This is a genomic window from Pantoea piersonii (assembly GCF_003612015.1).
Classification (GTDB): Bacteria; Pseudomonadota; Gammaproteobacteria; order Enterobacterales; family Enterobacteriaceae; genus Pantoea; species Pantoea piersonii.
Window position 1 is genome coordinate 874,037 of the sequence record NZ_RARB01000001.1, and the last position, 19,325, is coordinate 893,361.

Here is a 19,325-nt window from a genome sequence, read left to right on the forward strand (position 1 = left end):
AGTGCGATGACTAACGCGATCGATTCACTGAATAAACTTTTGTCGGCGGGCGAGGGAGAGGGGCGCGTCTGGCTGGTCGGCGCGGGGCCGGGCGACGTCGAGCTGCTGACGGTAAAAGCGCTAAGGCTGCTGCATCAGGCGGAGGTGGTGGTCTATGACCGGCTGGTGAGTGAGGCGGTGATGGCGGAGGTACCGGCCTCGGCGCTCTGTATCGACGTCGGCAAGCAGCCAGGTCACCACGGGCTGAAGCAGGGCGAGATCAATCAGCTGCTGGCGGATCTGGCGCGCGGCGGCCGCGAGGTGGTGCGTCTGAAAGGCGGCGATCCCTTTATCTTCGGGCGCGGCGGTGAAGAGCTGGCTTTTCTGCAGCAAGCGCAGGTGCGCTGCGAGGTGGTGCCCGGCATTACCGCCGCCGTAGGCTGCGCCGCCGCCAGCAATATCCCGCTGACGCACCGCGACTGCGCCCAGTCGCTGCGCCTGATCACCGGCCACGGCAAACGCGGTGAGCCGCAGCTGGCGGATCGGGCGTTCAGCGACGCCCGCGAGACGCTGGTGTTTTATATGGGACTGCGCTGGAGCGCCTCGATCGCCGCGCAGCTTCAGCGTCAGGGCCGCGCGGGCGATACGCCGGTGGCGATTATCGAGAACGGCACGCGAGCGGATCAGCGGGTGTTGATCACCTCGCTGGCCGGGCTGGCGCAGACGGTAGAGGAGCAGCGGCCGGTCTCTCCGTCGCTGCTGATCGTCGGCGAGGTGGTGCGCTACGCGTCAGCCGCGCAGCAGAGCGCCGCCGTCGCTCAGGCTTAAACCGCCCGGCGCTGCGCCTGCGACAGCGAGGCGACCAGCACGTTGACGCCGAGCGCTTCAAAGGCGGCGATCTGCGCCGCGCTGATGCCGTCATCGGTGATCAGATAGTGGATATGGCTCCAGTCGCAGGGCAGCGCGAACATCGACACCTTGTCGATTTTGCTGGAGTCCGCCACCACATAAACCGTACTGGCGGAGTTGATCATCGCCATTTTCACTTTGATATCGGTTTCGCTGGGAAAGCTGAGGCCCAGGCGCGGTGAAATGCAGGCGGTGGCGAGGAACAGCTTTTGCGCCAGCACGTTTTCAAAAAAGCGCGCCGCCTTTTCGCCAGAGGTAGAGAGCGTCGGGAATTTAAAGGTGCCGCCGGTGAGCAGAATGTTGATGCCTGGTTCGCCGCCCAGCTTCAGGGCGATATTGACCGCCGTCGTCACCACCGACAGACGGCGAATATGGCCGATCGCCTCGGCGATAGCGGTAGTCGTGGTGCCTGAATCGAAAATCACCGTGTCGCCATTTTCGATATGCTGCGCCGCCAGACGTCCAATCGCCTCTTTCTCTTCCAGATGGGTTTGCCGCTCCAGCAGCAGCGCGCCGGTATTTTGCTTGCCGGTCATCAGCGTCGCGCCGCCGTGATAGCGCTGCACAAAGCCCTGCTTTTGCAGCATTCTCAGGTCGGTGCGGATGGTGGCCTCCGTCAGGCCGAAGACTTCCGTCAACGCCTTAACCGTCACCGTACCGTCTTCGCGGATCATCTCCAGAATCTTTTCACGACGCTGCTGCATATCGGCAAGCTGCTCAATTTTGCTTTTCAATCGAAATGCTCCCTCTTCTCAAACCCGGTCTTTTCGGGCGAGTACACGCCTGTCGCTGAGTTTACCCCGCACTTTTAGCGAATGCGAGACGACCCATCGCTGTTTTTGTTTTCGAACGAAAATGATTTGGCCGCATGTTATTGAATGTGCTGGGTTCGCGTAGCGTCTTTATCCATGCCGCGCCTGAGCCGCATACGCTATATCACGCTAAAACAAGGGGATAAAAATAATTACTACGAGGTGTATGAAATTTGATCTCACCCACATACCATTGCGTTTCGATAGCTTATATTTTTGTTCGAAAATCAAATATCCCGTAAGCCCGGAAAAAATCCGTTTTTAACTGGACCGGTCGCCCGCATGAGACAAGAGAGGAACAGATGAGCAGCGAATATGACGTAAACCTGCGCTACGGCGTCGACAGCAACCTGGATCTTGGCGGCAAAGTGGCGGTGGTGACCGGCGGGTTAGGGGGCATCGCCATGGCGAGCAACGAGATGCTGCTGGCGAAAGGCGCGCGTCTGGCGCTGCTCTATCCCCCTTTCGAAGCGGAAAAGGTGGCCAGCCTGCGCGACGCTTTCGACGCAGATAAGGTGCTGTTCGTCACCTGCGACGTCACCGATCCGGCCTCGGTGGAGCAGGCGTTTGATGAAGTGGCGCGCCACTACGGCCAGATCGACATTCTGATCAACTGCGCTGGCTACGTGATGCTGCAGCCGGTGCTGGAGACCGATTTCGCCGAATGGCAGAAGCAGATCGCCGTCAATCTGACCGGGCCTTTTCTCTGCGCACAGGCGGCGGGCAAACGCATGGTCGCGGCGGGCAACGGCGGCAAAATCATTAATATCGCCTCGCAGGCGGCTTCGATCGCTATCGACAATCACGTCGCCTATACCTCCGCGAAAGCGGGCCTGCTCGGCATGACCAAAGTGATGGCGAAAGAGTTTGCGCCGCACCGCATCAACGTTAACACCCTCTCGCCCACCGTGGTGCTGACGCCGATGGGCGAAAAAGCCTGGCGCGGCGAAAAGGGCGAACAGATGAAAAAGCTGATCCCCTTAGGGCGCTTCGCCTACACCGACGAAATCGCCGCTGCCGTGCTGTTTTTCGCCAGCAACGGCAGCGACATGATTACCGGCGCCGATCTGATGATCGATGGCGGTTTTACCATCTGGTAAGGCAACACCTCACCCCTGAAGCGTCACGACCCTACAACTAAAAGAGAGAACATCATTATGAAAATCCGCTCCCTGTTGTGTACCGCCATAGCCGCCAGCCTCTTCTCCAGTGCCGGTTTCGCGGCGGAAAAAGGCACCATTATGATCCTCGTTAACTCGCTGGATAATCCCTACTACGCCTCGGAAGCCAAAGGCGCCAACCTGAAGGCGCAGGCGCTGGGCTACAAAACCTCGGTGCTCTCCCACGGCGAAGATGTGAAGAAGCAGAGCGAGCTGATTGACGCCGCCATCGGTAAAAAAGTGCAGGGCATTATTCTGGACAACGCTGACTCTACCGCCAGCGTCGCCGCGATTAAAAAAGCCAAAGACGCCGGTATTCCCGTGGTGCTGATCAACCGCGAAATCCCGGTGGATGACGTGGCGCTGGAGCAGATCACCCATAACAACTTCCAGGCCGGTTCCGACGTCGCCACCGTGTTCGTCGAGAAGATGGGCGAGAAGGGCAAATACGCCGAACTGACCTGCAATCTGGCGGACAACAACTGCGTAACGCGATCTAAATCCTTCCATCAGGTGCTGGACCAGTATCCCGATATGCAGAGCGTGGCGCGGCAGGATGCGAAGGGCACCCTGATCGACGGCAAGCGCATTATGGACAGCATCCTGCAGGCGCATCCGGATGTAAAAGGGGTGATCTGCGGCAACGGTCCGGTGGCGCTGGGCGCGATTGCCGCCCTGAAGGCGGCGGGACGCGACGACGTGACCGTGGTCGGCATCGACGGCAGCAACGACGAACGCGACGCGGTGAAGGCCGGCACGCTGAAAGCCACGGTTATGTTGCAGGCGCAGGCCATCGCCGCGCAGGGCGTCACCGACCTGGATAACTTCATTCAGAAAGGCACTAAACCGGCGAAGCAGCGCGTAATGTTCCGCGGCATTTTGATTACGCCGGATAACGCCAGCGGCGTGCAGGACTTCAACTTTAAGTCGTAATTAATCGCAGCGGCGCCCATGCCCGGCGGGCGCCAGGAGAAACGAATGGACAGACGACTCTGGCTTCTGCTTCCCATGATGGTGCTCAGCGGTTGCCGCATTGTGTCGCAGCAGGAGCTGGCGGATCTGAAAAATCCGCCTAATCCAAAGATGGCGAACATCGCCCGGACGTGGCGCGAGCAGCTGGTGCCGCAGGTGCAGCACGACGCGAAACCGGCGGACGAGCTGCTGAAGGCGCTGCAGTCGGCGAAAGATTTCGATACCGCCTGCAGCACCCTCGGCTACCGCAGCCAGGCGGAAAATCCCTGCGTCTTTAGCGTCAGCGTCAGCGGCGAAGTAACAGCGGTCAATACCACGTCGCGCAACGGCCGCATGACGGTGAAAGATCGCTCCGGCGAAAACGTAACGGTGCAGACCGGCCCGATTATCCCCGGCACCGCGCTGCGCGACGCCTTTAAAGGGGCGAGCTATCAGGACTTCAACGATCAGGTGCTGTTCGGCGACTACGGCCGCGCCATCAATCAGCAGGCCTCCAGCATGATGACCGCCTTCAAACCGAAAGTGGGCGACAAGGTTCAGCTGACGGGCGTGTTCAGCAGCTGGGACGTGCCGCAGCAGATCCCTAACGTGACGCCTGTCGCCATCGCGCGGCAGTAAGGAGCGGTTATGCAGCATTCCCAGACGGACGCGGCCAGCGAGGTGATTATCGAGACGCGCGGCCTGTCGCGCATCTATCCCGGCGTTACCGCGCTCGATCAGGTCAACTACCGCGTCTACCGCAACAAGGTCAACGTGCTGATCGGCGAAAACGGCGCGGGCAAATCCACCATGATGAAGATGCTGGCTGGCGTGGAGACGCCTTCCAGCGGCGAAATCCTGCTCGACGGTCAGCCGGTGTCACTCTCCTCGACGCATCAGGCGGAAAAACAGGGCATCAGCATTATTTTTCAGGAGCTGAACCTGTTTCCCAACATGAACGTGATGGACAACATCTTTATCGCCAATGAGTTCTTTCAGCGCGGGGTTATCAATGAGAAGTACCAGTACGCGCTGGCGAAATCGCTGCTTGAACGGCTGGAGCTGGATGTCGATCCTCGCGCGCCGCTGGGCGAGCTGGGCATCGGCCATCAGCAGCTGGTGGAGATCGCGCGGGCGCTCTCCAAAGACACGCGCGTGCTGATTATGGACGAGCCGACCAGCGCGCTCAGCCAGTCGGAAGTCAAGGTGCTGTTCAACGTTATCGACCAGCTGAAGCGGCGCGGCGTCACCATTATCTATATCTCACACCGGCTGGAGGAGCTGATGGAGATCGGCGACCACATCACCATTTTCCGCGACGGCCGCTTTATCAGCGAGCGCGACGTGCGCGACGCCAGCGTGCCCTGGATTATTGAGCAGATGGTCGGCGACAAGAAAAAGCACTTCGACTATCAGGCGGCGCCGCAGGGCGAAACGGTGCTGGAGGTGGAGGGCCTTACCGCACTGCATCAGAACGGCGGCTACCGGCTGAACGACGTCAGCTTCTCGCTGCGCAAAGGCGAGGTCATCGGCATTTACGGCCTGCTGGGGGCGGGACGCACCGAGCTGTTTAAGGGGCTGATCGGTTTGATGCACTGCCAGGCGGGCAAGGTGCGGCTGGCGGGCAGCGCGCTGGAGCGATGCAGCTTTCAGCAGCGGCTGAAGCGCGGCATCACGCTGGTGCCGGAGGATCGCCAGGGCGAGGGCGTGGTGCAGCTGATGTCGATCACCGCCAACATGACGCTGACCGATCTCAGCCTGCGCGGTTTCCGCCGCGCGCTGCGCCTGCTGCATCCCGCGAAAGAGAAGCAGCGCGTGGACGAGATGATCCAGCACCTGGCGATTAAAGTCAGCGATCCTGAGCTGCCGATCACCTCCCTGAGCGGCGGCAATCAGCAGAAGGTGGTGCTGGGCAAGGCGCTGATGACCGGGCCGAAGGTGGTGCTGCTGGATGAGCCGACGCGCGGCATCGATGTCGGCGCGAAAACCGACGTCTATCACCTGATCGGCACGCTGGCGCAGCAGGGACTGGCGGTGATGTTCTCCTCTTCCGAACTGGATGAGGTGATGGCGCTGGCGGACCGCGTGCTGGTTATGGCCGATGGACGTATCACTGCCGATTTAACCCGCGCCGAAGCGACGCGCGAAAAACTGATTACGGCCTCGACGCCGCATGACTAGCCGCGGGTTTCCGCGGCATGACGGGCGGCTGTGACTGCCTGCAGGAGAGATGATGAACCAAAAATACCTGCTCTATATGTACCTGTTGAAAGCGCGCACCTTTATCGCGCTGCTGATTGTCATCGGCTTTTTCAGCGTGATGGTGCCGAACTTTCTTACGCCGTCGAACCTGCTGATTATGACGCAGCATGTCGCCATTACCGGACTGCTGGCGATCGGCATGACGCTGGTGATCCTTACCGGCGGCATCGATCTTTCGGTCGGCGCGGTGGCGGGCATCTGCGGCATGGTGGCGGGCGCGCTGCTCACCAGCGGCGTGCCGCTGTGGCACGGCAATACCCTGTTTCTTAACGTGCCGGAGGTGATCCTCGCGGTGGCGCTGTTCGGCGTGATTATCGGGCTGGTGAACGGCGCGGTGATCACTCGGCTCGGCGTCGCGCCCTTTATCTGCACCCTCGGCATGATGTACGTGGCGCGCGGCGCAGCGCTGCTCTTTAACGACGGCAGCACCTACGCCAATCTGGTCGGCATACCGGCGCTGGGCAACACCGGCTTCGCCTTTCTCGGCTCCGGCACGCTGCTCGGCGTCTATCTGCCGATCTGGCTGATGGTGGCCTTTCTGCTGCTCGGGCTCTATCTGACGCGCAAAACGCCGCTGGGCCGTTATATCTACGCCACCGGCGGCAATGAGTCGGCCGCGCGGCTGGCAGGCGTGCCGATCGTAAAAGTGAAGATTTTCGTCTACGCCTTCTCGGGCCTCTGCGCCGGGCTGGTGGGGCTGGTAGTCGCGTCGCAGCTGCAAACCGCGCACCCGATGACCGGCAACATGTTTGAGATGGATGCTATCGGCGCCACGGTGCTGGGCGGTACGGCGCTGGCGGGCGGCCGCGGGCGCGTCTCCGGCTCGATTATCGGCGCGTTCGTTATCGTCTTCCTTGCCGACGGCATGGTGATGATGGGCGTCAGCGACTTCTGGCAGATGGTGATCAAGGGGCTGGTGATTGTCACCGCCGTGGTGATCGATCAGTTCCAGCAACGGTTACAAAGTAAAGTGGTGCTGCTGCGTCGCCATGAAAAAAAGCAGCAGTCGACATCGGTATCTGAAGTCAGTCATGGATAAGCGGAGGGCAATATGACGCGTAATTTTCAAGGACAAACCGTAGTGATAACCGGCGCCTGTCGCGGCATCGGCGCGGGCATCGCTGAGCGCTTTGCGCGCGACGGCGCGAACCTGGTAATGGTGTCCAACGCCGAGCGGGTATTCGCCACCGCCGAGGCGCTAAAAGGGCAGTACGGCAGCGAGATCCTCGCGCTGCAGGTGGACGTCACCGATGAAGAGGCGGTGCAGCAGCTTTACCAGCAGGCGTTTGAGCGCTTTGGCCGGATCGATGTTTCGATTCAGAACGCAGGCGTGATCACGATCGATCGCTTCGACGCCATGCCGAAAGCGGACTTCGAGAAGGTACTGGCGGTCAACACCACCGGCGTCTGGCTCTGCTGTCGCGAAGCGGCGAAGTATATGGTGCAGCAGAACGGCGGCAGCCTGATCAATACCTCGTCGGGCCAGGGGCGACAGGGATTTATCTACACGCCGCACTATGCGGCCAGCAAGATGGGCGTCATCGGCATTACCCAGAGCCTGGCGCTGGAGCTGGCGCCCTGGCATATCACCGTGAACGCCTTCTGTCCCGGCATTATCGAAAGCGAGATGTGGGATTATAACGATCGCGTCTGGGGCGAAATCCTCAGCACCGGGCAGAAAAAATATGGCAAGGGTGAGCTGATGGCGGAGTGGGTACAAAATATTCCGCTGAAGCGCGCCGGCCAGCCAGAGGATGTCGCCGGGCTGGTGGCGTTCCTCGCCTCTGAGGATGCACGCTATATTACCGGCCAGACCATCAACGTCGATGGCGGGCTGATTTTCTCCTGATTCGCTTTCTCTGCTGGATAAGCTGCGTGCTTATCCAGCCTGTTCTCGCCTTTCTCCGCTGTTTTTCCCGCTTTTCCTGCAAATAAATCCTGCTGTGTTAAAATAAATTTCATGCATTTTGTGAGACAGGTCTCGTTAATTAGCCGAAAAACGCCTTACTACGCTATGTTTTTTCACCCCAATACCCGGCTGTTTTTTCCTTTCTGTCTGGTCGCTGCGGCGATTCTTTCCAGCGTGCCTGCTGCTCAGGCGTTCACCGACAGCGCCTCCGTCGCGGATGCGCCATTCGACGATCCAACGCGCTTTAACCAGCAGCTGGCGGCGCTGCCGTCATTGGGCAACGCGCAGGGCGACGACGAGTGGAACAAGCGCCTCGCTGCTATCGCCAAAAGCATCGGCGAAGCGAGCCAGAACAGCGACAACAGCACCAGCTTCGGCCAGCAGGCGGGCGTGTGGGCCTTTAATCACTTTCGCGACGAGGTAGCGAACCGCGTCGAAAGCGAAGGGAAGTCGCTGCTGTCGCCCTACGGCAATGCGCAGCTCGATCTGATGGTGGATATGCAAGGCAGCTTTACCGGCACCGGCGGCGATCTCTTTACCGCGCTGGCGGACGAGCGCAGCCATCTGACCTTTAGCCAGGTGGGGGTGCGCGACACCAGCGACGGGCTGGTGGGCAATGTCGGGCTGGGCCAGCGCTGGGTTACCCCAGACTGGCTGCTGGGCTATAACGCCTTTATCGATCGCAGCTTTGAGATTGGCCAGCAGCGCGCCTCGCTCGGCACCGAAGCCTGGAATGAAAATCTGCGCTTCTCCGCTAACTACTATCACCCGCTGGGCAGCTGGAAGAACAGCGGCGAAACGCAGCAGCAGCGCATGGCGCGCGGCTACGACATCACCACTCAGAGCTATCTGCCGTTCTATCGTCAGCTGGGCGTCTCGCTGAGCTGGGAGCAGTACCTGGGCGACAACGTCGATCTGTTCCACAGCGGCAACCGCTATCATAATCCTTCCGCGCTGTCGCTCGGCGTCTCCTATACCCCGGTGCCGCTGGTGACCTTCTCCGCCAGCCATAAAACCAGCAGCGCGGGCGAGACGCAGGACCAGCTGGGCCTGAAGCTCAACTATCGCTTCGGCGTGGCGCTGAGCAAACAGCTGGAGGCGAGCAACGTCGACGAGGCGCGTTCACTGCGCGGCAGCCGCTACGATCGCGTCACGCGTTCAGATACGCCGGTACTCGATTTCCGCCAGCGCAAAACGTTGTCGGTGTTTCTCGCCACGCCGCCCTGGCAGCTGACGCCGGGCGAAAGCCTGCCGCTTAAATTGCAGATCCGCCACAGCAATCCCATTAAGGCGGTGAGCTGGCAGGGCGATACGCAGGCGTTGAGCCTGACGCCGCCGGGGGATAACAGCCAGCCGCAGGGCTGGAGCCTGATCGTGCCCGCGTGGGATGATTCACCAGGCGCCAGCAACGAATATCACCTGTCGGTGACGCTGGAGGATGATAAACAGCAGCGCGTCACCTCGAACTGGATTACGCTGAAGGTGCAGCCGCCGATGCGTCTGGATGCGGGGCAGGCGTCCGATCGCTTCGATATCATGGCGCCCTGAGCCTGTTCTGAGGAAAGCTCAACTCAGCGAAGGCGCCAGGTCTTTTCGCCTTACTCTTTTCCTTCAGGCTGGTAATGAAATGAAACGCATCTCACTTTGTCTGTTTAGCTGTTTTTTATGTGGCTGCGTCGATGTGGGTCAGGTATCGCTCCATCCCCAAACCACAACCGGCTACTTTTCCGCCCATCGTGGTGACGTTGAAGCCTGTCTGGAGAATGAAGCCCTGCGCCAGCAGCACCAACTGCAAAAAGACGACCCCTTGCCGGGCGGAACAGACCGCTTCAATCTTCTGAATTCGCAGTCAGAGGTGGTCGCCTGGATTGAGGTGGCGCCGTTCAGCAACGGAGAAACCAGCGCCCAGTTCTATTACGCGCCCGATAAACCTGAAACTAAAAGCGTCGTCGCAGCGCTTATTTCCCGCTGCGGCAGCATCCGGGAATAGCCAGCCCGTGCGGAAATAGCGACGCGCTGGCCTGGGGCGATAAATTGTGACAATTGTCACAATTTATCGCTGGTAAGGCGGGCGGGAAAGTCGCAGAATCGCCGCAAAATCCCTTTTCACCTGCACATCATGATCGTTCGTCCCCATCGCCATTGGTTCGTTCGTTTGTTCGCCTGGCACGGCTCAGTGCTGCCCGATATTTCGTTTCGCTTGTTTCTCAATTTGCTGATGTCGCTGCTCGCGCTCTGGCTGCTCAACTGGTACGAGACGCTCGGCATCCGGCTGACGCTGGCGCCGTTTAGCCTGCTTGGCGTCTCAATTGCCGTGTTTCTCGGCTTTCGCAACAGCGTCTGCTTTGCACGCTTCAGCGAGGCGCGCCATTTTTTCGGCGCACTGCTGATCGCCTGCCGCACGCTACAGCGTCAGGTGCTGGCGCTCTTTCCTGACGAGGCGCCGCGTATCCAGGCGCTGCTGCTGGCGTTCTGCTACAGCCTGAAGCACCAGCTGCGCCGCAGCGATCCGCGCCCCGATCTGGAGCGTCTGCTGGGCGCAGATGCCGAATGGGTGCTGTCGCGCCGCTCGCCGACCAATATGCTGCACCTTCAGCTGTCGCACTGGCTGGCGGAGCAGCGTCGTCAGGGCAAAATCAGCGACCTGGTATGGAGCAATATTGACGAAAGCCTGAATCAGCTGGCGGCGGTGCTCGGCGGCTGCGAGCGGCTGGCCAGTATGCCGGTGCCTTTCGCCTATGGCCTGCTGCTGCACCGCACCGTCTATCTCTTCTGCACGCTGCTGCCGTTCGCGCTGGCGCCCGATCTGCACGCGATGACGCCGCTGGTGTCGATGTTCATCTCCTATACCTTTCTGTCGCTGGACACGCTGGCGGAAGAGCTGGAGATGCCCTTTGGCTATCAGAACAACCATCTGCCGATGGACGCTATCTGCGCCAATATTGAAATAAGCCTGCGAGAAATGGCGGGTGAAGAGGAGACGCTGCCGACGCCGCTGCGGCCGGACGTACACTATCGCCTGACCTGAAGGCGGCTTTTACGTCTGCATTAGCCCTGGCAAAAAGCGCTTGTACGACGCGCGCCCGGTTAACAGAAACCGGGCGCAGCGTGGGGAAGGTTATCAGAACTGGTAGATCAGGCCAACGGCGGTAATATCGTCGGTCTTCAGTCCCAGCGGATTGTTCTCCTTCAGCAGGTTGATCTTGTACTCCACGTAGGCAGACATGTTTTTGTTGAAGTAGTAAGTCGTGCCCACCGAGACATATTTGAAGATATCGGCGTCGCCGATGTTCTCAATCTCTTTGCCCTTCGAGGAGACGTAGCCTACCGACGGGCGCAGGCCGTTCAGGAACTGATACTGCGCGACGGCTTCAACGTTTTGCGCTTTGTTGGCAAAGCCGCCGCTGATCGGCGTGGCGTTCAGTGTCTCGCCATACATCGCCGCCAGATAGATCTGGTTAGCGTCATATTTTACCGCTGTCGCCCAGTTCTGCGCTTTATCACCCTCACCGCGCGCCGCCGCGTTCTGCGCCTCGGTGCGGTCCAGACTGGCGAATGCGCCGGTAAAGCTCAGGCCGAAATCGAAATCGTAGCTGGCGGAAAGGGCGTAGCCGTCGCCGTTGGAGCGGCGCACGCCGTCGGTATTGGCGGCGCGATCGTTTTTGCCTTCATACTGCGCGGCCAGGCTGAGGCCTTTAACCAGACCAAAGAAATCTTTGTTGCGCCAGGTCAGCACGCCAGTTGAGCGGCCCGCCAGGAAAGCATCGGTGTAACCTGAATCCCCGCCGAAGAAGGGCAGCATATCGGTATAGGCCAGCGCGTCGTAGACCAGTCCGTAGTTACGGCCGTAGTCCAGCGAGCCGGCATTGCCGAATTTCAGACCGGCATAGCCAAGACGGGTTCGGTTCCCGGCCTGCGCGTCGCTGCCTTCTGAGTTGCGCAGGCTGTACTGATACTGCCAGAAGCCATAGCCAGTCAGCCGATCGGTAATTTTAGTTTCGCCTTTGAACCCGAGGCGGGTGTAGGAAGAGGTATCGCCATCGTTAGTGCTGTCACTGGAAAAGAGATGCGAGACGTTTATTTTTCCCACCAGGTCGAGCTTGTTGCCATCTTTATTATAAATTTCCGCTGCCTGAACGGCAGATATTCCAAGCAGAGACGACACGACCGTCACCGCTAAAGCACGCTTCATCATTTATTTTTACCCTGTCACTGTTTGTTATTATTCCCCGCTATCTGGGGCGAAAGAAAAATGACATAAAAGGGTGGGGCGACATAGTGCAATAACTGTAAGTAAATATTTCAATGAATTTTCTCGCCCATGTATTGCCTGGTTATTAACCTTTTATGTATGGAGGAAATTTATATCTGACAAAGGAAAAAAGGATTATGTATTAATATCTGTGTGATTTTAATGTTTTTTTTGTGTGTGGCTAATGGTTTCTGTAAAGCGATTTGGCTATTTCTATTTCCCCGGCTATTTCCATGCGGACATCAAGCTTTACTGAAAAAAAGCAATGGAATTTATTGAGGTTAAATACCTAATCATTAGTTTGCTTACAAATAGCCTGGTCATCATATTATCTTATTTCTGCACTGATAATAACGTCAGAAATAATAATGACGATGCTCATTATTTATTCCCCTATTCCTGAAAGATAAATAGTCCGCTTTTCCACCAGAGGGTTTTATTTGTTCAGACGCGCTGTTGTTATTCCGTTTCGCAGAAAACGTAACGGCTGCTTTCCTTCCCGATTTTTTGCCCACCAGCGAAGCAACATGCGCCTCTCTGGTGCAGGTTTTGCCCGAATTTGAACATAAAAGTCAGGGGCGATCACAAAAGCAATATTTACTCTGGCAACTGCATAAATCTGCTGCGGATTCTGCGGCGCAGGCGCGCTTCGGTCAAAATTATTCACTATTTATTCACTTAAAATGAATAGTTGATGTTTATAAGTTATTGATATTACGTCGTGACAACTGTTTTATGCATTTTTTTCTCTGGCTGGCACGCATGCTGCAATCTAGAGTAGGCTGCGTTTACCCAACTTTCACAAATTTAAAACATTCGCTTTACTCACCGGCGCGCCGGGCGGGAAAGCAGGAGAAACAGTTATGTCACTGCAGGTTTCGCGTCACGATTTCGATCAATGGATGGTGCCGGTCTATGCGCCCGCGAGCTTTGTACCGGTACGCGCATCGGGTTCGACACTCTGGGATCAGAGCGGCAAAGAGTATATCGACTTTGCCGGCGGCATTGCGGTCAATGCGCTGGGGCATGCGCATCCGGCGCTGCAGCAGGCGCTGACCGAGCAGGCGTCGCGCCTGTGGCATACCGGTAACGGCTTCACCAATGAGCCGATTTTGCGCCTGGCGAAGCAGCTGATCGACGCCACCTTCGCTGACCGCGTTTTCTTCTGTAACTCCGGCGCCGAAGCCAACGAGGCTGCGCTGAAGCTGGCGCGTAAAACGGCGCACGATCGTTTCGGCGCGCATAAAAGCGGCATCGTTGCCTTTAATAACGCTTTTCACGGCCGTACGCTGTTTACCGTTTCCGCTGGCGGCCAGCCCGCCTATTCAAAAGATTTCGCGCCGCTGCCGCCCGATATTCGCCATACGCCGTTTAACGATCTGGAGGCCGCGGCGCAACAGATTGACGACAATACTTGTGCGGTGATTGTGGAACCGATTCAGGGCGAGGGCGGCGTACTGCCCGCCGATCCCGCCTTTTTACGCGGTTTGCGCGAGCTGTGCGATAAACATCAGGCGCTGCTGATTTTTGATGAGGTACAGAGCGGCGTAGGCCGCACCGGTTCGCTCTACGCCTATATGCACTATGGCGTAACGCCGGACGTCCTCACCACCGCCAAGGCGCTGGGCGGCGGTTTTCCTGTCGGCGCGATGCTGACGCGCGAAGACCTGGCGCAGGTGATGAGCGTCGGCACGCACGGCACCACCTACGGCGGCAATCCGCTGGCGGGCGCGGTGGCGGGCAAGGCGCTGGAGCTGATCAACCAGCCCGAGACGCTGGCGGGCGTGAAGGAACGCCATCAGTGGATCGTCGACGCGCTGGAGGAGATCAACCAGCGGCTGCATCTGTTTAAAGAGGTGCGCGGCCTGGGCCTGCTGATTGGCGCGGTGCTGAATGAGGATTATGCCGGTAAAGCGAAACAGTTCAATCTGGCGGCCGCCGAGCAGGGCGTGATGGTGCTGATCGCCGGCGCTAACGTGGTGCGCTTCGCGCCCGCGCTGAATATCAGCGAACAGGAAGTGAAAACCGGCATGGCGCGCTTTGCCGTCGCCTGTGAACACCTGGCTCGAGGATCGACATCATGATGGTGATCCGCCCTGTTGAACATGACGATCTGGCGCAGCTGCTGACGCTGGCGGGTAAAACCGGCGGCGGGCTGACATCGCTGCCCGTCGACAGCCCGACCTTACAGGCGCGCATTGAGCGATCGCTGCAAACCTGGCAGGGCACGCTGCCGCGCGCCGAGCAGGGCTACGTCTTTGTACTGGCGGACAGCGAAGACAACCGTGCCGTGGGCATTTGCGCCATTGAGGTGGCGGTCGGACTTCAGGAACCCTGGTATAACTTTCGCGTCGGCACGCAGGTGCACGCCTCGAAAGAGCTTAACGTCTATGCGGCGCTGCCGACGCTGTCGCTGAGCAATGACCATACCGGCAGCAGCGAACTCTGCACGCTGTTTCTTGACCCTGACTACCGCGACGGCAAAAACGGCTACCTGCTGTCGAAATCGCGCTTTCTGTTTATGGCCAACTTTCGCCATCTGTTTATGGATCGCGTGGTGGCGGAGATGCGCGGGGTCAGCGACGAAGAGGGGCATTCGCCCTTCTGGGAGAGCGTCGGCAGCCGCTTCTTCTCTATGGAGTTTCGCAAGGCTGACTTCCTCAGCGGCACCGGACAAAAGGCGTTTATCGCCGAGCTGATGCCGAAGCATCCGCTCTATATCGACTACCTGTCGCCGGAAGCGAAAGCGGTTATCGGTCAGGTGCATGAGAAGACCGCGCCCGCGCGCGCGGTGCTTGAGGCGGAGGGGTTCCGCTACCGCAACTATATCGACATTTTCGACGGCGGCCCGACGCTGGAGTGCGAGATCGACGACATCCGCGCCATCCGCAAAAGCCATGTGCGCAGCGCCGTGCTCGGCGAGCCGGATGACCATGCGCCGCTTTGCCTGGTGGCGAATCTGGACTATCACCATTTTCGCGTCGCGCTGCTGCCTGCACGTATCGAGCAGCACGACGTCGTACTTAATGAGAATCAGCTCAGGGCATTGCACGTTCAGCCAGGCGACAGCCTGCGCGTGGTGACGCTGAGCGGCGAGGAGAAAAAAGCATGACGCAAATGATTAACGGCGACTGGCTGCCGGGCCGCGGCGACACCTTAAGTAAAATCGATCCGGTCTTCGGCGAGACCCTGTGGCAGGGCGAGTCCGCGACTGCGGAGCAGATCGCGCAGGCCGCCGCCGCCGCCCGCGAAGCCTTTCCCGGCTGGGCGCGTCGGCCTTTCGCCGAGCGTCAGGCGATAGCTGAACGTTTCGCCGCGCTGCTGGAGAGCCACAAAACCGAACTGGCGGAAACCATCGCCGCCGAAACCGGCAAGCCGCGCTGGGAGGCGCTGACCGAAGTGCAGGCGATGATCAATAAAGTCGCTATCTCGGTAAAAGCCTTTCACACGCGCACCGGCGAACAGCACGAGGGCGAAAGTTCGCTGCGCCATCGTCCGCACGGCGTGCTGGCGGTCTTCGGTCCTTATAACTTCCCCGGCCATCTGCCCAACGGCCATATTGTGCCAGCGCTGCTGGCGGGCAACTGCGTGCTCTTTAAGCCGAGCGAGCTGACGCCGCTGACGGCGGAGAAGACCGTACGCCTCTGGCTGGAGGCGGGACTGCCGCGCGGCGTGCTGGCGCTGCTGCAGGGCGCGCGCGAAACCGGCCAGGCGCTGGCGGCTGAAGCGCAGATCGACGGCGTGCTCTTTACCGGCAGCGCGGGAACCGGCTATCAGCTGCATCGCCAGTTCGCCGGTCAGCCGGAAAAAATGCTGGCGCTGGAGATGGGCGGCAACAACGCGCTGATCGTTGAAGATCCGGCTGATATCGACGCGGCGGTGCATATCGCCGTTCAGTCCGCCTTTATTACCGCCGGGCAGCGCTGCACCTGCGCACGTCGCCTGCTGGTGAAGCGCGGCGCGGCGGGTGACGCTTTCTTACAGCGTCTGGTAGAGGTGAGCGCGCGGCTGCAGCCCGGCGCGTGGAACGCCGACCCGCAGCCCTTTATGGGAAGCGCTATCTCCGTCGGCGCGGCGGAAAAAATCTATCAGGCCTGGCAGCAGCGCGTCGCGCTGGGCGGCAAGCCGCTGCTGGAAATGCGCTGGCCGCAGCGCGGCAATGCGCTGCTGACGCCCGGCATTATCGATGTTACGCAGGTCAGCGGCCTGCCGGATGAAGAGGTGTTCGGGCCGCTGCTTAATGTTATCCGCTATGACAGCTTCGATGAGGCGATCCGCCTCGCCAACGACACGCGCTATGGCCTCTCATGCGGCCTTATTTCGCCGTCGCGCGCGCAGTTCGATCAGCTGCTGCTGGAGGCGCGCGCCGGGATCGTTAACTGGAACAAGCCTCTGACCGGTGCCGCGAGCAGCGCGCCTTTTGGCGGCATCGGCGCGTCCGGCAATCATCGCGCCAGCGCCTGGTATGCGGCGGATTACTGCGCCTGGCCGATGGCGTCGCTGGAGACACCTGACCTGACGCTGCCTGCCGCGCTCTCGCCGGGACTCGATTTCTCTGTGGGCGAGGGGCGATGATGAAAGCGATTGAAGCGAACTTCGACGGGCTGGTCGGCCTGACGCACCACTATGCCGGATTATCGTTTGGCAATGAGGCTTCGACGCGCAACCAGCATCAGCCGTCAAATCCGCGCCTGGCGGCGAAGCAGGGGCTGCTGAAGATGAAGGCGCTGGCGGACCGCGGCTTTGTGCAGGGCGTGATCCCGCCGCACGAGCGGCCAAACCTGCCGCTGCTGCGCCAGCTCGGCTACAGCGGCAGCGACGAGCAGGTGCTGGCGCAGGCGGCGAAAACTTCCCCTGGCCTGTTGTCGGCGGTCAGCTCCGCCTCGGCGATGTGGGTCGCCAACGCGGCGACGGTGTCGCCCTCGGCTGACAGCGCCGACGGACGCGTACACTTCACCGCGGCGAACCTGAATAATAAATTCCATCGCGCGATGGAAGCGCCGCAAACCGCCCGGCTGCTGCGCGCTATCTTCCGCGATCCGCAGCATTTTACCGTCCACGACGCGCTGCCGCAGGTGGCGCTGTTTGGCGACGAAGGGGCAGCGAACCATAACCGCCTCGGCGCGGCGTATGGCGAACGCAGCCTGCAGCTGTTTGTCTATGGACGCGACGATAATGGCGGCAGCGCGCCGGGGCGCTATCCTGCGCGCCAGACGCTGCAGGCGAGCCAGGCGGTGGCCAGGCTGCATCAGCTTGATGACAGCCAGGTGCTGTTTGCGCAGCAGAACCCGCAGGTGATCGATCAGGGCGTGTTTCATAATGACGTTATCGCGGTCAGCAACCGCGAGGTTCTGTTCTGTCATCAGCAGGCGTTTGTCGACCAGCCTGCGCTGCTGGCGACGCTGGCGCGCCGCGTGCCCGGCTTTACCGCGATCGAGGTGCCCGACAGTCGCGTATCCGTGGCGGACGCGGTCAGTACCTATCTGTTCAACAGCCAGCTGCTGAGCCGCGACGACGGCACCATGCTGCTGGTGCTGCCTGAAGAGTCGCGCCAGCATCCCGGCGTCTGGCGCTATCTTAGCGAACTGGTGGAGCAGGGCGGCCCGGTGCGCGAGCTGGTCAGTTTCGATCTGCGCGAAAGCATGCAAAACGGCGGCGGCCCGGCCTGCCTGCGCCTGCGCGTGGTGCTGACGCCGCAGGAGCAGCAGGCGCTCAATCCGGCGGTGATAATGAACGACAGCCTGTTCGCCACGCTCAATCGCTGGGTAGATCGCCACTATCGCGATCGCCTGACGCAGGCGGATCTGGCTGACCCGCAGCTGTTAAGAGAGGGGCGCGAAGCGCTGGACGAACTGACGCGACTGCTGGACTTAGGCAGCGTTTATGCCTTCCAGCAGTAGCGGAAACGGCTCTTTTTCTCGCAGACAGGAGTAGCAATGCAGGATTTTCTTCAGCAAACGCTGTCAGGCGACGCTCCGCAACGTCAGCGCGGCGAAACCCCTTATTTACGCTGGCAGTGGCTCGATCACGGTATTTTACAGCTTGAGCCGCTGGGCGAACCGCAGCAGGCGCTGGTGCTGTCGGCAGGCATTCACGGCAATGAGACCGCGCCGGTAGAGATACTGAATACGCTTATCGGCGCGCTGCTGCGCGGCGAAATGCAGCTGCGGCATCGCGTACTGGCGATCCTCGGTAATCCGGCCGCCCTGCGTGCCGGCAAGCGCTATTTGCGTCATGACGTTAATCGCCTGTTCGGTGGCCGCTGGCAGCGCATCGACGACTGTGACGAGGCGCGACGCGCGCTGCGTCTGGAACAGGCGACGGAAGCCTTCTGGCTGCAGGAGACCAGAGAGGTTCAGCCGCGCTGGCATCTAGATCTGCATACGGCCATTCGCGGCTCCTGGCATACACGCTTTGGCGTGCTGCCGCTTAATCCGCAGCCCTGGCCGGATAATTTTATCGACTGGCTGACAGCGGCAGGGCTGGAGGCGCTGGTCTTCCACACTGCGCCGGGCGGCACCTTCACCCATTTCAGCTGTGCAAACTTTAATGCTGCCAGCTGTACGCTGGAGCTGGGTAAAGCCCTGCCGTTCGGCACCAACGACCTGACGCAGTTCGCTGCCGCGCAGCAGGCGCTGGCGGCGCTGCTGAGCGGCGAGCCGCTGCCGGAAGCGCAGGAGGTGCCGCGCCGCTATCGGGTGGTGCAGCAGATTACCCGCCTCAGCGAGCAGTTCCGGCTGCACATGGACGCGGAAACGCGTAACTTCACTGCGTTTCCACAGGGCGCGCTGCTGGCCGAGGATGGTGAGACGCGCTACTTTGTGCAACAGGCGCGCGAATATGTGCTGTTCCCCAATCCCGGCGTGGCGCTCGGGCTGCGCGCCGGCCTGATGCTGGTGGAAGAGAATGCGCAGACTGAGGCGCTGTCGCGCTGACGAAATAAAGGCGGCAGGGCGTGGGATTTTCCTTCCGCTTTGCTGCCAGAACCCTTACACTCCTCCATAATTCCTGCCAAATCCGCTTTGAATTCATACTCTTTTGCAATTCTTCACTTAATTCTTCTCATTCTCTCCATGATTGCGCGATTTTTG

Annotated in this window: 18 protein-coding genes; 15 read left to right on the forward strand and 3 right to left on the reverse strand. The window is 60.0% G+C overall.

Annotation, left to right across the window (positions count from 1 at the left end; translation table 11 throughout):
• The first annotated feature begins 6 nt into the window (after positions 1-6).
• On the forward strand, positions 7-807 hold the full coding sequence (gene cobA, locus D7S44_RS04175; protein WP_120452312.1) for a uroporphyrinogen-III C-methyltransferase: 801 nt from the start codon (positions 7-9) through the stop codon (positions 805-807).
• On the opposite strand, the gene D7S44_RS04180 is transcribed toward cobA, so the two are convergent.
• The gene (locus D7S44_RS04180) at positions 804-1,622 is read right to left on the reverse strand and encodes a DeoR/GlpR family DNA-binding transcription regulator (RefSeq protein ID WP_120452314.1); all 819 of its coding nucleotides are present in this window, start codon (positions 1,620-1,622) and stop codon (positions 804-806) included. The genes cobA and D7S44_RS04180 overlap by 4 nt on opposite strands.
• Positions 1,623-2,002: 380 nt before the next feature.
• On the opposite strand from D7S44_RS04180, the gene D7S44_RS04185 reads away from it, so the two are divergent.
• The 9 genes from D7S44_RS04185 to D7S44_RS04225 all read left to right on the forward strand — a co-directional run bounded on the left by D7S44_RS04185 (position 2,003) and on the right by D7S44_RS04225 (position 11,010).
• Complete coding sequence (locus D7S44_RS04185) at positions 2,003-2,800, forward strand: GolD/DthD family dehydrogenase (RefSeq protein ID WP_120452316.1); 798 nt, start codon at positions 2,003-2,005, stop codon at positions 2,798-2,800.
• A gap of 57 nt (positions 2,801-2,857) precedes the next feature.
• Positions 2,858-3,793, forward strand: a complete 936-nt coding sequence (locus D7S44_RS04190) for a D-ribose ABC transporter substrate-binding protein (RefSeq protein ID WP_120452318.1) — start codon at positions 2,858-2,860, stop codon at positions 3,791-3,793.
• A gap of 45 nt (positions 3,794-3,838) precedes the next feature.
• Positions 3,839-4,450 (forward strand): DUF2291 family protein, encoded by a 612-nt coding sequence (locus D7S44_RS04195; protein ID WP_120452320.1) that lies wholly within the window; start codon positions 3,839-3,841, stop codon positions 4,448-4,450.
• Between the two features lie 9 nt (positions 4,451-4,459).
• Positions 4,460-5,992: a sugar ABC transporter ATP-binding protein gene (locus D7S44_RS04200; RefSeq protein ID WP_120452321.1), complete on the forward strand. Its 1,533-nt coding sequence runs from the start codon at positions 4,460-4,462 to the stop codon at positions 5,990-5,992.
• 52 nt (positions 5,993-6,044) lie between these two features.
• Positions 6,045-7,112 carry an ABC transporter permease gene (locus D7S44_RS04205; RefSeq protein ID WP_120452323.1) on the forward strand — a complete coding sequence of 356 codons (1,068 nt, stop codon included), beginning with the start codon at positions 6,045-6,047 and terminating at the stop codon, positions 7,110-7,112.
• 12 nt (positions 7,113-7,124) lie between these two features.
• Positions 7,125-7,922 (forward strand): glucose 1-dehydrogenase, encoded by a 798-nt coding sequence (locus tag D7S44_RS04210; RefSeq protein WP_120452326.1) that lies wholly within the window; start codon positions 7,125-7,127, stop codon positions 7,920-7,922.
• 165 nt (positions 7,923-8,087) lie between these two features.
• A complete protein-coding gene (locus tag D7S44_RS04215) occupies positions 8,088-9,530 on the forward strand; it encodes a YchO/YchP family invasin (RefSeq protein ID WP_120452328.1) in 1,443 nt (480 codons plus the stop codon).
• A 79-nt stretch (positions 9,531-9,609) separates the two neighbouring features.
• On the forward strand, positions 9,610-9,972 hold the full coding sequence (locus D7S44_RS04220) for a hypothetical protein (RefSeq protein WP_120452330.1): 363 nt from the start codon (positions 9,610-9,612) through the stop codon (positions 9,970-9,972).
• Between the two features lie 129 nt (positions 9,973-10,101).
• Complete coding sequence (locus D7S44_RS04225) at positions 10,102-11,010, forward strand: bestrophin family protein (protein WP_120452332.1); 909 nt, start codon at positions 10,102-10,104, stop codon at positions 11,008-11,010.
• A 93-nt stretch (positions 11,011-11,103) separates the two neighbouring features.
• On the opposite strand, the gene D7S44_RS04230 is transcribed toward D7S44_RS04225, so the two are convergent.
• Positions 11,104-12,177 (reverse strand): porin, encoded by a 1,074-nt coding sequence (locus D7S44_RS04230; RefSeq protein ID WP_120452334.1) that lies wholly within the window; start codon positions 12,175-12,177, stop codon positions 11,104-11,106.
• Positions 12,178-12,670: 493 nt separating this feature from the next.
• Positions 12,671-12,901, reverse strand: coding sequence for a hypothetical protein (locus D7S44_RS23265; protein ID WP_147402081.1), 231 nt, complete (start codon positions 12,899-12,901; stop codon positions 12,671-12,673).
• A gap of 196 nt (positions 12,902-13,097) precedes the next feature.
• On the opposite strand from D7S44_RS23265, the gene D7S44_RS04235 reads away from it, so the two are divergent.
• The 5 genes from D7S44_RS04235 to astE are packed head-to-tail and all read left to right on the forward strand — an operon-like array spanning position 13,098 to position 19,169.
• Positions 13,098-14,318 carry an aspartate aminotransferase family protein gene (locus D7S44_RS04235; protein ID WP_120452336.1) on the forward strand — a complete coding sequence of 407 codons (1,221 nt, stop codon included), beginning with the start codon at positions 13,098-13,100 and terminating at the stop codon, positions 14,316-14,318.
• Positions 14,315-15,346 (forward strand): arginine N-succinyltransferase, encoded by a 1,032-nt coding sequence (gene astA, locus D7S44_RS04240; RefSeq protein WP_120452337.1) that lies wholly within the window; start codon positions 14,315-14,317, stop codon positions 15,344-15,346. Before D7S44_RS04235 ends, astA begins: the two co-directional genes overlap by 4 nt.
• Positions 15,343-16,809 carry a succinylglutamate-semialdehyde dehydrogenase gene (gene astD, locus D7S44_RS04245; RefSeq protein WP_120452339.1) on the forward strand — a complete coding sequence of 489 codons (1,467 nt, stop codon included), beginning with the start codon at positions 15,343-15,345 and terminating at the stop codon, positions 16,807-16,809. The genes astA and astD overlap by 4 nt, the downstream gene beginning before the upstream one ends.
• The gene (gene astB / locus D7S44_RS04250; RefSeq protein ID WP_120452340.1) at positions 16,809-18,134 is read left to right on the forward strand and encodes an N-succinylarginine dihydrolase; all 1,326 of its coding nucleotides are present in this window, start codon (positions 16,809-16,811) and stop codon (positions 18,132-18,134) included. Before astD ends, astB begins: the two co-directional genes overlap by 1 nt.
• Positions 18,135-18,170: 36 nt before the next feature.
• Positions 18,171-19,169, forward strand: coding sequence for a succinylglutamate desuccinylase (astE, locus tag D7S44_RS04255; RefSeq protein WP_120452342.1), 999 nt, complete (start codon positions 18,171-18,173; stop codon positions 19,167-19,169).
• Positions 19,170-19,325 lie beyond the last annotated feature (156 nt).